Source organism: Sphingomonas bacterium (genome assembly GCF_028292945.1).
Lineage (GTDB): Bacteria > Pseudomonadota > Alphaproteobacteria > Sphingomonadales > Sphingomonadaceae > Sphingomonas.
In genome coordinates this window covers 57,716-71,552 of sequence record NZ_JAQGLJ010000045.1, presented here as the reverse complement: position 1 = coordinate 71,552, position 13,837 = coordinate 57,716, and the positions used below count along the sequence as shown (strand labels likewise).

Annotated in this window: 13 protein-coding genes; 5 read left to right on the top strand and 8 right to left on the bottom strand. The window is 69.0% G+C overall.

All coding sequences use genetic code 11. The annotated features are described in order from the left end of the window. Positions 1-21: 21 nt before the first annotated feature. From JWN21_RS05960 to ilvD, 4 genes are read right to left on the bottom strand one after another with little or no spacing between them, the layout of a single operon-like run. Positions 22-1,206: a class I SAM-dependent RNA methyltransferase gene (locus JWN21_RS05960; RefSeq protein ID WP_299647243.1), complete on the bottom strand. Its 1,185-nt coding sequence runs from the start codon at positions 1,204-1,206 to the stop codon at positions 22-24. After that, positions 1,197-2,576 (bottom strand): NAD(P)H-hydrate dehydratase, encoded by a 1,380-nt coding sequence (locus JWN21_RS05955; RefSeq protein ID WP_299647241.1) that lies wholly within the window; start codon positions 2,574-2,576, stop codon positions 1,197-1,199. The genes JWN21_RS05960 and JWN21_RS05955 overlap by 10 nt, the downstream gene beginning before the upstream one ends. Continuing rightward, positions 2,576-2,929: a hypothetical protein gene (locus JWN21_RS05950; RefSeq protein WP_299647239.1), complete on the bottom strand. Its 354-nt coding sequence runs from the start codon at positions 2,927-2,929 to the stop codon at positions 2,576-2,578. The genes JWN21_RS05955 and JWN21_RS05950 overlap by 1 nt, the downstream gene beginning before the upstream one ends. Further along, on the bottom strand, positions 2,916-4,634 hold the full coding sequence (gene ilvD / locus JWN21_RS05945) for a dihydroxy-acid dehydratase (RefSeq protein ID WP_299647237.1): 1,719 nt from the start codon (positions 4,632-4,634) through the stop codon (positions 2,916-2,918). Before ilvD ends, JWN21_RS05950 begins: the two co-directional genes overlap by 14 nt. 396 nt (positions 4,635-5,030) lie before the next feature. On the opposite strand from ilvD, the gene JWN21_RS05940 reads away from it, so the two are divergent. After that, entirely contained in the window at positions 5,031-5,390 is a 360-nt protein-coding gene (locus JWN21_RS05940) for a hypothetical protein (RefSeq protein WP_299647235.1), read from the top strand. 25 nt (positions 5,391-5,415) lie between these two features. On the opposite strand, the gene JWN21_RS05935 is transcribed toward JWN21_RS05940, so the two are convergent. The 4 genes from JWN21_RS05935 to dapA all read right to left on the bottom strand — a co-directional run bounded on the left by JWN21_RS05935 (position 5,416) and on the right by dapA (position 9,867). Beyond that, complete coding sequence (locus JWN21_RS05935) at positions 5,416-5,766, bottom strand: response regulator (protein WP_299647233.1); 351 nt, start codon at positions 5,764-5,766, stop codon at positions 5,416-5,418. A 43-nt stretch (positions 5,767-5,809) separates the two neighbouring features. Then, positions 5,810-8,191, bottom strand: a complete 2,382-nt coding sequence (locus JWN21_RS05930; RefSeq protein WP_299647231.1) for a PAS domain-containing sensor histidine kinase — start codon at positions 8,189-8,191, stop codon at positions 5,810-5,812. Between the two features lie 77 nt (positions 8,192-8,268). Continuing rightward, positions 8,269-8,751 (bottom strand): SsrA-binding protein SmpB, encoded by a 483-nt coding sequence (smpB, locus tag JWN21_RS05925; RefSeq protein WP_299647229.1) that lies wholly within the window; start codon positions 8,749-8,751, stop codon positions 8,269-8,271. A gap of 234 nt (positions 8,752-8,985) precedes the next feature. Continuing rightward, complete coding sequence (dapA, locus tag JWN21_RS05920; protein WP_299647227.1) at positions 8,986-9,867, bottom strand: 4-hydroxy-tetrahydrodipicolinate synthase; 882 nt, start codon at positions 9,865-9,867, stop codon at positions 8,986-8,988. Positions 9,868-9,871: 4 nt separating this feature from the next. On the opposite strand from dapA, the gene JWN21_RS05915 reads away from it, so the two are divergent. The 4 genes from JWN21_RS05915 to JWN21_RS05900 are packed head-to-tail and all read left to right on the top strand — an operon-like array spanning position 9,872 to position 13,523. Further along, positions 9,872-11,899 (top strand): lytic transglycosylase domain-containing protein, encoded by a 2,028-nt coding sequence (locus tag JWN21_RS05915; protein WP_299647226.1) that lies wholly within the window; start codon positions 9,872-9,874, stop codon positions 11,897-11,899. Positions 11,900-11,944: 45 nt separating this feature from the next. Beyond that, complete coding sequence (locus JWN21_RS05910; protein WP_299647224.1) at positions 11,945-12,430, top strand: GreA/GreB family elongation factor; 486 nt, start codon at positions 11,945-11,947, stop codon at positions 12,428-12,430. A gap of 47 nt (positions 12,431-12,477) precedes the next feature. Next, positions 12,478-12,714: a hypothetical protein gene (locus JWN21_RS05905; RefSeq protein WP_299647222.1), complete on the top strand. Its 237-nt coding sequence runs from the start codon at positions 12,478-12,480 to the stop codon at positions 12,712-12,714. 38 nt (positions 12,715-12,752) lie between these two features. After that, a complete protein-coding gene (locus JWN21_RS05900) occupies positions 12,753-13,523 on the top strand; it encodes an NYN domain-containing protein (protein WP_299647220.1) in 771 nt (256 codons plus the stop codon). The last annotated feature ends 314 nt before the right edge of the window (positions 13,524-13,837 follow it).

Below are 13,837 nucleotides of genomic sequence, written 5' to 3'. Positions count from 1 at the left end.
CGCATGGACCCTGAAACAAGTTCAGGGTGACGGCTGTCTGCTGAACCGCGCCGCCAGCTCAACATGGGTGGACCAGCGGAACTGCCCGACTGGCTGAACCCAATCCAGCCGCCAGCCATTCTCGCATAGCGTCTTCGCGTCGCGGGCGAAACTGCTGGGATTGCACGAAACGTATGCGAGGCGCGCGACCCTGCTGGCGGCGAGCTGAGCGACCTGTTCACGCGCGCCGGCGCGTGGTGGGTCGATCACCACTGCATCGAAGCGGTCGAGCTCGGCAGACGTGAGCGGGCGGCGGAACAGGTCGCGATGCTCGGTGAAGATCGGGCGCTGGGCGGCCGCCGCCTTGAGCGCGAGGACCACGTCGCGCGCGCCCTCAGCGGCGTAGACGCGGCCCGGCAGCGCAAGAGCAAACGTGCCGAGCCCCGCGAACAGGTCGGCAATCGTGGCCGCGCCGCCGGTCGCCTCTCGCACGGCCGCGACCAGCGCCGCTTCGCCTTCGGCCGTTGCCTGCAGGAACGCCGCGGGCGGCAGCGGCACCGGCGTGCCACTCAGGGCGATCGTCACCGGCTGCGGCTCCCAGCGGGTCTCCGGACCAAGGCCATCGTCCAGCGACACGCGCGCGAGTTTATGTGCCTGCGCAAAGGCGGTGATCGCCTCGGCGGCGGCGAGACCATCGGCGGTCAGTCCGGTGATCAGCAGGTCCGGCCCCTGAGCCGACAGCGTCAGGTGAACGTCGGCGCGGCGCTTGAGCCCGAGCCGTGCGAGCAGCTTGCGGAGCGGCGCGACGAGCGCGAACAGCTGGGGGTGGAGGATGTGGCATTCGTGCATGTCCACGATCGCGTGACTTGCCTGCGCGGTGAAGCCGAGCTGGACACGCCCACCCCTGCCCTCCGCATGCAGCGTCGCGCGACGGCGGGTGCGTGGCGGGGAGAGCAGCGTCGGCCTGATCTCGGTCGTCAGCCCCTGCGCGGCGAGGGCGCCGGCGATGCGGTCGGCGATGAAGGTCGCGTAGCTGACGTCGTCGAGATGCTGGAGCTGGCACCCGCCGCATTCGGGGAAGTGACGGCATGGCGGCAGCTGATGGTGCGGGCCGGGGATGACCTCGCCCGCATTGGTCAACGTATCGCCTGGGGCCGCCAGGGCGACGTGACGGCCGTCGGCGGTGACGCCCTCGCCGCGTCCGGCGACACGGACGATCAGCGACATGCTGCAATCGCGGCGGGAAGCAGTTGTGCAAGATCGTCGGCGATGAAGGCCGGACCCGCGCGACGTGCCGCCTCTGCGTGAAGCCACACGGCTTCCGCCGCGGCCCGATCGGGAAGCGCGCCGACCGCCAGGCGGGCAGCGACGACCCCAGCGAGCACATCGCCGGTGCCTGCCGTGGCCAGCCAGGACGGACCTGCGGGTGCGACAAGGGTGACGCCATCGGGTCTCGCGATCACCGTGTCTGCGCCTTTAAGTACCACGGTGGCATCGCTCGCCTTCGCGGCGGCGCGGGCGCGATCGACGCGGCTCCCGTCGCCTGGTCCGAACAGTCGATGGAACTCGCCGCCATGCGGCGTCAGAATGGTCGTCGCGCGCCGCGCGGCGAGCTGCGCGGGCGTGACCAGCGCCAGCGCATCACCGTCGAGCACCAATGGGTGATGACTGGCGAGAGCAGCGGCAAGCTTCTCGTGGGCGGTGTCGTCGCGGCCCAGACCAGGTCCTATCAGGATGGCATCGATCCGCTCGTCCGCAAGCGCGTCCGCAGCCCAGCGGCGGCGAACCAGCGCGTGCGGGACGCGGTCGGTCGCGCCGCCGAGACACAGGACATAGCCGGCACCTGCCCGCGCGGCGGCGGTGGCCGCGAGCGCACCGGCACCCGGCATCACGCCCGCGATCACGGCGACGAGGGCGCGAAACTTGTGCGCGTCCCAGCCAGGACTGAGGAAGGCCGGGCGCGTCAGCACCGTCAGATCGCTGGCGACCTCAAAACCGAGCGTAAGGATGCGCACTGCGCCGCAGCGATCGGCTGCCGGGAACAGGACGTGCGCCGGCTTGAGCGCGCCGAGCGCAAGCGTGATGTCGAAGGTCGGCGGGTCCGTCCGGTACGCGCCTGAGTCTGTGGCAAGGCCACTCGGCAGATCGACGGCGATGCCAAGATGTGCCGCACGCACCAGGCGATGCAGCGCTTCGCTTATTTTTCCGTCCAGCGGGCGCGACAGCCCGGTTCCGAACAAGGCGTCCACAACGACGGTCGCTGGACCGGCCGTCACTAAGTCTTCGCTGGGCCCCGTCCAGCCCTGCCGCGCCAGGCGCGCGAGGTCGGACACTGGTTTGCCGGTCGTCGCAACGCGGACCGGGTGTCCGGCCTCCGCGAGCATCCGCGCGGCGACAAAGCCGTCGCCGCCGTTGTTGCCGGGGCCGCACAGGACCAGCACCTCGGCTCCTGTCGCAAGGCGGCGAACCGCGTCCGCGACGCCTGCCCCTGCCCGCTCCATCAGCGCGTACATCGCCTCGGGCGTGGGTGCCGCTCTTTCCTCCGCCGCTCGCATCTGGGCGGCGGTGAGGATCGGCTGACCGTCGATCGGCAGCATCAGCGAGTGGTCGGCAGCCGGTAGCGGTCGTTGCCGACGACGATCTCGATCTGGTCACCCGTGCGGGTCGCGCTGACCGGGTCCGCGCCATCGGCGGCCGTGACTTGAGTACCGTCGTCGGAGACCAGCAGGCGACGGAAATGTCCATCCGGGTGGCGGATTGTTGTCACTCGACCTTGCGCGGTCCGGGCGCGTTCCGCGGTACATTCAGCCAGCAGCTCGGCCTCGCCCTGTGCGCAAAAGAATTTGGGCGCGGCCTCGACGGCGCGTTGCTCGGCGGCGCGGCTCTCCTCCTGCTGGCTTTCGGCGCAGGCGGCGAGCGCGAGCAGCAGCGCGGCACTAGATGTCCGCATAGACATGGCTCTCGGCCGTCGCGCCGGGGTGCGTCACCGCGCCTGCATAGGCTGGACCGACAGTGCGCGCATAGCGCCACAGTGCGCCCGAGCCGTAGCCATTGTCCGGCGCACGCCAGTCCGCGCGGCGCTTCGCCAGCACGGCGTCGTCGACGAGCAGGTCGATCGTGCCCGCCTCCGCGTCGATGCTGATCGGATCGCCGTCTTCGACCAGCGCAATGGGTCCGCCGTCCGCCGCTTCGGGTCCGACATGACCGATGCAGAAACCGCGCGTTGCGCCGGAGAAGCGGCCATCGGTGACCAGCGCGACCTTCTCGCCCATGCCCAGACCGTACAGCGCGGCGGTGGTGGACAGCATCTCGCGCATCCCCGGGCCGCCCTTTGGCCCTTCGTAGCGGATCACGACGACGCAGCCCTCGGCGATGTCGCGCGCCTCGACCGCCGCGAACGCCGCCTCCTCGCTGTCGAAGCAGCGCGCCGGCCCTTCGAACTGGAGGCGGTGCATCCCGGCGACCTTCACGATAGCGCCATCCGGAGCAAGGCTGCCGCGCAGGCCGACGACGCCGCCGGTCGGCGTGATCGGCGCGTCCCAGGCGTAGATGACCTTCTGATCGGGGTTCCACGTCACCATGTCGATGTTCTCGCCCAGCGTACGGCCGGTGACGGTGAGACAGTCGCCGTCGAGCAGCCCGCCCGCGAGCATCGTCTTCATCAGCATGTAGACGCCGCCCGCCTCGTGCATGTCACGCGCGACATACTGCCCGCCGGGTTTCAGATCAGCGAGATACGGCGTTTCCTTGAAAACGCGTGCGACGTCGTGGAGGTCGAACTCGATCCCCGCCTCGTTGGCCATCGCCGGCAGGTGGAGGGCGGCGTTGGTGGAACCTCCGGTCGCCGCGACGACGCGGGCGGCGTTCTCGAAGGCAGCGCGGGTGCAGATGTCGCGGGGACGCAGCTGCGCGGCCACCAACTCCATCACCTGTGCGCCGGCCGCGATCGCAATCTGCTCGCGCGAGCTGTAAGGAGCGGGCACCATGTTGCTGTTGGGCAACGACAATCCGATCGCCTCGCCGACGCAGGCCATGGTATTGGCGGTGAATTGCCCCCCGCATGCGCCATCGCCGGGGCACGCGACCTTCTCCAGCGCGGTGAGGTCTTGCAGCGGGCATGTTCCCGCCGCGAACCGGCCGACCGCCTCGAACACGTCGACCACCGTCACGTCCCGGCCCTCGAACCGGCCCGGCAGGATCGAGCCGCCATAGACGAAGATCGACGGGACGTTGAGCCGCAGCATCGCCATCATCATGCCAGGCAGCGACTTGTCGCACCCGGCGAAGCCGACCAGCGCGTCGTAGCAGTGCCCACGCACCGACAGCTCGACCGAGTCCGCAATCACCTCGCGGCTGACCAGCGACGCCTTCATGCCCTGATGGCCCATGGCGATGCCGTCGGTGACGGTGATGGTGTTGAAGCGCCGCGGCATGCCGCCGCCCTGGATCACCCCCGCGCGCGCCGCGTCGGCCTGCGCGTCGAGCGTGGTGTTGCACGGAGCGGAGTCGTTGCCGGCGCTGGCGAGCGCGACGAAGGGCTTGGCGATGTCCTCTTCGGCGATGCCCATCGCATAGTAGTAAGAGCGGTGCGGGGCGCGCTCGGGACCGACGCTGACGTGGCGCGAGGGCAGCATGGCTTTATCGAAGCGGGACATGCGCGCGCTATGTCGCGGGACCGCAGGTCTGTGCAAGCAGCTTGCGCACCGATCGGTCTTTGCGACTGCACGGACCCCATGCCAGGTTCAGCCAAGCTGGCCGTTGGAAGCCATGGGTGATGATGTCGCGACGCACGGTGCTGGCGGCCTTGGCGGTCGGGCCCGCGGCGATGATGGCCGGGTGCGATGAACGGGTCACCGCGCAGCAGAGCCGCATCCGATGGACGGCCCGGTTGCGGGCTGCGAAGGATGTGAAGCGGTGTGGGAACGCGATCCCGCCACTTTGGGGTCGAGGCTGATGCTCGCGCCACGCAGAGAGCGGGGTGAGCAACTGGTGCCGGAGGGTGTCATCCGCCGCGCCAATAGCAGGGCAACCGGCCGGGCAAGTCGTGCCCTATGTCCACCACACCAACGCCGCCGGGTTGTAGCCGACGGTGGTTCCGAGAGCGACTGGAGCCCCCTGGTCGCCTGCGCGGCTGGCTGAATACCGGAGCCGATGGCCGGTATCGGGTCGAGACAATCAAGCCCGGACCCTATCCGGGGCGGACCGATCCGGCGCACATCCACCTGTTCCTGCTGCAACCGGGTGCTGGCGACCCGTACTGGATCGACGATGTGGTATTTGCGGGCGAGTTCGGCCTGACGCCAGAGTACCGACGCCAGCGAAGCGTTCGGCGCGGGAACGGGATCGTGACCTTGCGCCCGGATCTAGCCGGGGGCGTCCGCGCCGTGCGGGACATTATCCTGTTGCGGTGACGCAGGGTCCCGATCGCCGGGAGGGTCAGAGCGCCTCCAGCGCCTGTTGTACACCGTCCATGGTGAACGGCTTGCTCAGGCACGGCCGATCGCGGAAGCGCGGGTCGACGCTGTCGTCGCTGCCGCCGGTGGCGAACAGGAACGGAATTCCCTTGGTCGCGAGCACCTCCGCGATCGGCGTGCTCTTTTCGCCGCCGCGCAGGTTCAGGTCGAGGATGGCGGCGTCGATCCCGCCCTGCTCGATCCTGGCCAGGGCCGACGCGACGTTGTCGGCGATGCCGGCGGAGCGCTTGTCGAGGACATCGAGAAAGTCCTCCAACATCATCGCGATCAGCGGTTCGTCCTCGACGATTAGGATCTGTTGCGGCCCCGTCATGATCGCGCATCTAGCAGCATTTTCAAGGTGTGCCAGCGACTTGTTACACGCGCGCCAGCGCGTCGCGCGCAGCCTCCGCGAGCTGCTGCACCGAAAAGGGTTTGGGCAGGAAAGCGACCTGGTCGAGGTCGATCGAGCGCCGCAGCTGTTCCTCGGCATAGCCCGACATGAAGATGACGGGGAGGTCGGGATACCGCTCGCGAACCTTGGCGACCATCGTCGGCCCGTCCATCGTCGGCATCACCACATCGGAGATCAGCAGGTCCGGTCGCCCGCTCGTCTCCAACAGCTCCAGCGCGGCCTCGCCATGTTCGGCGGTAAGCACGCTGTACCCCTGCCGCGTCAGCGCGCGCTCGGCGACGGCGCGGACCATGTCCTCGTCCTCGACCAGCAACACGGTGCCGGTGCCCCAGGTCTCGACCGGCTTGGCGGGCGCGCGGGTCGGCACCCTCGCGACCGGTCCCGCCGCATGGACGGGCAGATAGATGGTGAAGCGCGCGCCTTCGCCGGGCGGTGATTCGGCAAAGATCCAGCCGCCGGACTGTTTAACGATACCGTACACGACCGACAGCCCAAGGCCCGTGCCCTTGAACTTGTCCTTGGTCGAGAAGAACGGCTCGAAGATCTTGCCGATGATCTCGGGCGCGATGCCACCCCCGGTGTCGCTGACGATCAGCGCGGTATAGTCGGCGGGCGGCAGCACGTCGTTGCCGAGCGCGCGGACTTCCGCCGTGGAGACGGCCTCCGACCGGATCGTCAGCGTACCGCCACCGCGGGGATTGGCGGCGAGAATGGAGTCGCGTGCATTGACCGCGAGATTGACGACCACCTGTTCGAGCTGCCCGGGATCGGCGCGCACGGCGCCCAGATTGCGGCCGTGATGGACGTCGAGACGCACCGTCTCGCCCATCAGCCGCTTGAGCAGGTTGGACACCTCCGACACGACGTCCGGCAGCTGCAGCACCTGCGGACGCAAGGTCTGCTGCCGGCTGAACGCGAGCAGCTGGCGGGTCAACGCGGCGGCGCGGTTCGAGTTGGCGCGGATCTGCTGGATGTCGTCATAGTCGCTGTCGCCGGGCGAGTGACGCATCAGCATCAGGTCGCAATGGCCGATGATGGCGGTGAGGATGTTGTTGAAGTCGTGCGCGACACCGCCCGCGAGCTGGCCGACCGCCTGCATCTTGGTTGCCTGCGCCACCTCGCGCTTCAGCCGCGTCTCCTCGCTATTGTCCTTGAGGCTGAGCAGCACGGCCGCGTCGCCCAGCCCGCGTGCGCCAGCGATGGTGAGGGCGACGGGTTCGTCGGGGTGGTGCTTCAGCCGCACCGCCATGTCGGCGGAATGCGTCGCGCCGCCCGCGAACCGCCGCACCGCATCAGCGACCGCGCCCTTGTCCTCGCGCACGACGAGGTCGCCCGGATAGAGCGGTGGCGCGCTCGCATCGACCTGTGCCGCGCGCAGGAACGCGTCATTCATCTGCAGGAAGCGGCCGTCGCGATCGACCAGCGCCATGCCGAACGGCATGAGCGAGACCAGCGATCGGACATGCGCCGATGCCGACGCGCCGATCGCGGGCGTGCCGTCCTCGTCGTCCAGCAGCGCGACCAGCACCGGGCCGTCGTCACCATCGGCGAACGGGATCTGCACGACGCGCAACGGCGTGCCCTCCAGCCCCTCGCGTTCGAAGCGGACCAGCCCGCGACTATCGGTGATAAGGAGGTGGGCGAAGTCCCGCCCCACCAGCTCCGCATCGCTGCGCCCGAGCGCGCGTTGCGCGAGCACCGGGTTTGCGGCGCGGACGCGGCCATCCGCCTCGATCAGCGCCGCCATGACGCCATTGCGCCCGAGCTGCGCGCCCGTCGGCCCCGCGAGCAGGGTGGCGAGCGTGCCGGCAAGGTCCTGTTCGACGGCGGTGGCAAAGCGCCAGACGAGCAGATCGGCGTCCGCGCCAGCCCGGCTGACCGACGCGGACAGACGCTGGTCGTCGAGCTGGAGCCGGTCGGCCCTGCCCTCCCCGTCACGCCACGCCGCGCGCCCGGCGGCACCAAGCGCGGCGACGCCCGCATCGTCGAGCGGCAGGCCCGGCGGCGTGGGGAAACCCCGGAACAGTGATTGAAATGCGTCGTTGGCGCACACCAGGCGGCCCGCGCGGTCGGTCACCGCGACCGCGTCGTCGCTCGCGGCGACGAGACTGCGCGCCAGGGTCCAATCGGTATCGGAAGGCGCGGCAGGCGCGGCAGGCGCGAGCAGACGATAAGCTGCGGCGGCTCCGGCGATGATCAGCGCCGCAGCTAGGAACCCGGCGGCGATCGCCGCGCTGTCAATCGCCCACAAGGCGAGCAACGCGGCCAGCAGGCCGGCGGCAACGGCAACGAGCGCGGCGGTGCGTGTGGGCGTCAGGGGCGTCGGGATCGGGGCAGTGGCCATGGCGCTGCTTCGGGCGAGGTGCGGGTGCTGGTCAAGAGCAGCTGGCGCGGCGGCGGTCGACGATGGTCGATCGATTCTCATCCCTTGTCGCGCAGCAGCCGTCCGGCCTCCTTCTTCCACTCGCGCTCCTTGATGTGTTCGCGCTTGTCATGGTCCTTGCGACCCTTGGCGAGCGCCAGCTCAACCTTCGCGCGGCCACGGGCGTTGAAATAGACCGACAGCGGTACCAGCGTCATGCCCTCGCGCGCGACCGCGCCATGCAGCTTGTTGACCTCGCGCTCGTGCAGCAACAGCTTGCGCGGGCGCTTGGCCTCGTGGTTGAACCGGTTGCCGTGGCTGAACTCGGGAACGTTGGCGTTGACCAGCCACACCTCCTCGCCGCGAACCTCCGCATAGGATTCCGCGATCGACCCCTGGCCGGAGCGCAGCGATTTGACCTCCGTACCCTTCAGCGCGATGCCGGCCTCGAACACCTGCTCGACCGAATATTCGAACCGCGCACGACGGTTCTCCGCGACGATCTTCTGCTTGTCGAACACGAGGGGTTTGGGGCGGGCCATGCGGACGCATGTAGGAGGGTCGGCTGCTTAGCGGAAGCTTGCCGTTTCAAGGTCATGCGGTGCCGTGTCCGCGGGGGGCGGCAGCGGCTTCAGGCGGTGGAAGTCCTGCGAACGCGCGCAGACGACCCCGTCATCGGTTGACGTAACTGGCGGACAGGGGGGTCATGGAAGAACGGCGCGCCAACGGCAGCGCGGGACCGGCGATCGCCTACAGCAATGCTACCACCATCAGCACTACAGGCCGGCATGCGTCAGCGCGTCGTCCACCGCAGCCTGCGCCGCCTCTGAGGGCCATGTCATCGGCAGCCTCAGGCCGCGCGGCGTCTCGGACCGCACCCGGCTAAGCGCATATTTGACAGGGCCGGGCGACGCGTCGGTGAACATCGCCTGGTGAAGCGGGAACAGGCGGTCGTGCAGCTCGCGTGCGCGCGCAATGTCGCCCGTGGCGCAGGCGGCCTGGAATTCGGCGCAAAGGCGGGGGGCGGCGTTGGCGGTGACGGAAATGCACCCGCGCCCGCCCATGACGTTGAAAGCCAACGCCAGGTCGTCGTTGCCGGAAAGCTGGCACCAGTCCGCTCCGAGCGCCGCACGATGCTGCGACACGCGCGCGAGGTCGCCGGTCGCATCCTTGATGCCGATGAAGACCGCCGGATTCTCCTGCACGATACGGATCACCGTCGCGGGCAGGATGTCCGTCACCGTGCGGCCGGGAACGTTGTAGAGGATGATCGGCAGCGCCGTCGCCCCTGCCAACGCGGCGAAATGCTGCGCGATCCCGTCCTGGCTCGGGCGATTGTAGTAGGGCGGCACCATCAGCGCCGCGTCCGCGCCCGCTTCCTTCGCCGCAGTCAGGTTGTCGACCGCCACGCGCGTGTCGTTGGAACCCGCGCCGGCGATCACCGGGACGCGGCCCCTCGCCTGTTCGACGCAGACGCGCACGACGTGGAAGTGCTCGGCCTTGTTCAGTGTCGCCGCTTCGCCGGTGGTGCCGCAGGCGACCAGCGCCGACGAACCTTCCGCGATCTGCCATTCGATCAAGTCGCGAAACGCTTGCTCCGCGAAGCCGCCGCCGTCATCGAACGGCGTGACCAGCGCGGGAATCGATCCGGAAAACATCGAGATGCGGCCTCATTTGGCCAAGCGCGGCCATTTCGTTCAGGACAGATACTGGCGCGACCGGTATCCTGTCCACATGATTGCTCCCGCCTCGCTCACCATTCTCGCGGTCGCCGCACTCGCCGCGATCAGCTCCTACAGCGCACCGCAGTTCGTGCAACCGCTGCCGGGTGCGACCGCGCCCGATCAGTCGATCGCGGCGACGCTGGCGCAATGGCGGGTGGTGAGCGACACCAGCCAGCTGCCGTTCGACAGCTATGCAGACTTCCTGCTCGCGCACCCCGGCTGGCCCAACGAGGCGACGATCCGGCGCGCCGCCGAGGCCAAGGCGGGCACGGCGTCGCCGTCCAGCGTCACGCGGTTGTTCCGCGTCTTTCCGCCGCAGACCAATGGCGGCCGCGTTGCCCACGCCCGCGCCCTGTTGGCGACCGGCCAACTTGGCGAGGCGCTGGGGGCGGCGCGCGCGGCGTGGCGCGGCGGCTCGCTTGCGCCGTCGGACGAGCGCGACGTGCTGGCGAGCTTCGGACCGCAGCTGACGACGGCGGATCACGAGGCGCGGATGGATGCCCTGATCTGGGCGGGTCAGCTGGGCGCGGCGGCGCCGGGCCTCGCCTATGTCTCGCCCCAGCGCCGCCCGGTGTTCGCCGCGCGACTGGCGTTCCGCACCAATGCTGCCGATGCTTCATATCTCTCGGCGAGCACATCGGCACTGTACGGCGGCGACGCCGGCTACGTCGCCGACCGTGCGACCTGGCTGCGCAACAATGGCGCCGGGCCGAGCGCCCGGACATGGCTGGCGCAGTCGCGGCGGCTGAGCGCGCTGCCCGGCGATCCGAAGGAATATATGGAGGTGCTGCTGACCGCAGCACGCGGCGCGGCGGCGGACGGGCAGTGGCAGACCGCCTATGACATCGCGCGCCAGATCGATGTCTTTCCGCCCGGCACCGACGTCGCCACCAGAAGCTATGGCGAGCGCGACGATTATACCAGCCTCGCGTGGCTCGCCGGCCAAGCCGCATTCCGGCGGCTGAACCGGCCCGCCGATGCCGCGGTGCTGTTCGAGCGTTACGCTAATGGCACGCTGACGCCGTCGACCCGCTCCAAGGGGCTGTACTGGGCGGCACGCGCGGCCGAGCGGGCGGGCCAGACCGCCGACGCGCAGCGGCTATGGGAGGCGACGGCCGCATACCGTGAGCAGTTCTACGGGCAGCTGGCGCTGGAGCGACTGAACCGCCCGCTGGTGGCGCCGGCGCCGGTCGGCGCGCGGATGGTCGATCCGGTGATCAAGTCCGCCTTTGGCAGCCGCGAGATCGTCCGCGCGGCACGGCTGCTCGGCAATTTGGGGCAATATGATGATCAGACCGCCTTCATCCGCCAGATCGCGCTCGATGCGAAGAGCGAGTCCGACCACCTGCTCGCCGCCGATCTGGGGCGAGAGCTGCAGCGGCCCGACCTGGCGGTGATGATCGGCCGCAGCGCGCTTACGAATCGGCTGCCGTCGCTGGCAGCGATCGGCTTTCCGACGCTGCCGGTGCCGATGGGATATGAGGGCGACTGGACGATGATCCATGCGATCGGTCGTCAGGAAAGCCAGTTCAATCGCTCCGCGATCAGCTCGGCCGGCGCGCGCGGGCTGTTGCAGCTGATGCCGGGCACTGCGCGCGAACAGGCGGGCAAGATGGGGATCAGCTATCAACCCAGCGAGCTGCTGACCAATCCCGATCTGTCGATGAAGCTCGGCTCCGGCTATTTCCGCCGCGTGTTCGCCAATTACGGCAGTTATCCGCTGGCGCTGGCGGGCTACAATGCCGGCCCGGGCAACGTGAACAAGTGGCTGCGCCTCAACGGCGATCCGCGCACCGGCGCGATCGACATGGTCGACTGGATCGAGGCGATCCCGATCCAGGAGACGCGCAATTACGTGCAGCGCGTGCTGGAGAATGCGGTGGTCTACGACCTGACGCGGCCGGATCGGGCGAAGAGCCGGGGGCCGCACCACCTGAGCTGGTATCTGGGGCGGCGGCCTTCCTAGTCGTCCGCTCCACCCCGGCTTACGTCGGTATGGATGCAATACTCTGTGGATAAGCCGAACTACATCACGCCTGCCGGCTTCGGGGCCCTTCGCGCGGAGTACGAGCAGCTCTTCGCCACCGAACGCCCGGCGCTGGTGGAGACGATCGCCTGGGCCGCGGGCAACGGCGACCGGTCGGAGAACGGCGACTATATCTACGGGCGCAAACGGCTGCGCGAGATCGATCGGCGGCTGGGCTGGCTGTCCAGACGGATGAAGGCGGCCAAGGTCGTCGATCCAGCGCAACAGCCGGACCGCGACCGGGTGTATTTCGGCGCGACGGTTCTTATCATCCCGACCGACGACGACAGCGACGATGCCTGGCGGCGGCTCACCATCGTCGGGGACGACGAAGCCGAGGGCAACAGCATCGGCTGGAGCGCGCCGCTCGCCCGCGCGCTGCGGGGCGCGGCGGTGGGTGATCTGCGGCGCGTGACCTTGCCTTCCGGCGAGCGCGAGTATGAGGTGATCGAGATCGAGTACCCAGGCTAGGAACGTGGTCCCGCCCCGTCCGTTCTGGTCTGCGAAGGAGAGCTGCATTGACCGAGAATCCGCGCACCACCACCGCTCGCGACCATGACGATCACGAGCTGATCGACGGCGCCGTCGCCGGCAGCGAGGCAGGCGCCGTCGTCGGCTCGGCCGGCGGACATCTGCAGACCGACATCGGCTCGCAGGACGACCTCAAGCAGGGGCTGGGCGACAGCGGCTCCACCACCCGCCCGCAAAAGGCGGACGATATCGCCAACGATCAGGCGTACGACAGCGATCGCTGACGTTGACGTCGGCCATCCGCTGCTGCGAGAGCAGCGCGATGACCGACGACACCCCCACCCGCAACATCGCGCTGCTGATCGACGCGGACAACGCCTCCTGGCATGCGCTCGACCCCGTGCTGACGGTGCTGGCCGAGCTCGGCACGATCAACGTGCGCCGCGTCTACGGCAACTGGTCGAAGCCGGGGTTGAAGGGCTGGCAGGACATGTCGATCAAGCATGGGCTTGAGCCGCAGCAGCAGTTCGACCTGACGAAGGGCAAGAACGCCACCGACATGAAGATGACGATCGACGCGATGGACCTGCTGTTCCGGGGCCGTGTCGAGGGATTCGGGATCATGTCGTCCGATTCGGACTTCATGCCGCTGGCGACGCGGATCAAGCAGGACGGGCTGCCCGTGTACGGCTTCGGGCGCGGCACCACGCCCGAGGGGTTCCGGACGGCATGCACGCGCTTCTTCGATGTCGACAAGCTGGACGGAGAGGCCGCCCCGGCAGCGCCGGTGGTGAACGTCGACGTGCCGATCGACGAGGCCCTGCCCCCGCCGATCAGCGGCACCCGATCTGCAAAGAAGGCCCCCGTCGACGCCGAGCTGCTCAAGCTGCTGATCGACGCCTACGACGCCACCAAGCGCGACGAGCGCGGCTTTGTCAGCCTGTCCGCAATGGGCCAGCTCGCCGCCAACCGCTCCAGCTTCGACGTGCGCAACTATGGCTACCAGCGCCTGAGCGACCTGATCGCGGCAGTGCCCAACTTCCAGATCGAGAAGCGCGAGGGCGGGCGCGCCTGGGTCAAGCGGCTGCGCTAGACTATCAAGCGCTCGCCGGCAGGATATCGTCAGCATGACGGCACATCAGCCAATGACTGCCGAGGCCGGGCAGCATGTCTGAAAGCTCAGCCGGGACGACTTCCTGCTGCTGGAGGCGAACGGCTCCTTGACGGTCACGTCAGGACCGAGTTGCTGGACGGGGAGATCTGGGGGGTGAACGCGATCCCCAGTCGTCACGCCGGTGTTCAGGCCGAACTGCATGGGCGCCTTTACGGGGCGCTGGCAGCGCTCGGTAGCACGCTCAAGACCTGGATCGCTCCTTCGGTCGACCTGTCGGATACTTCAACGCGCGC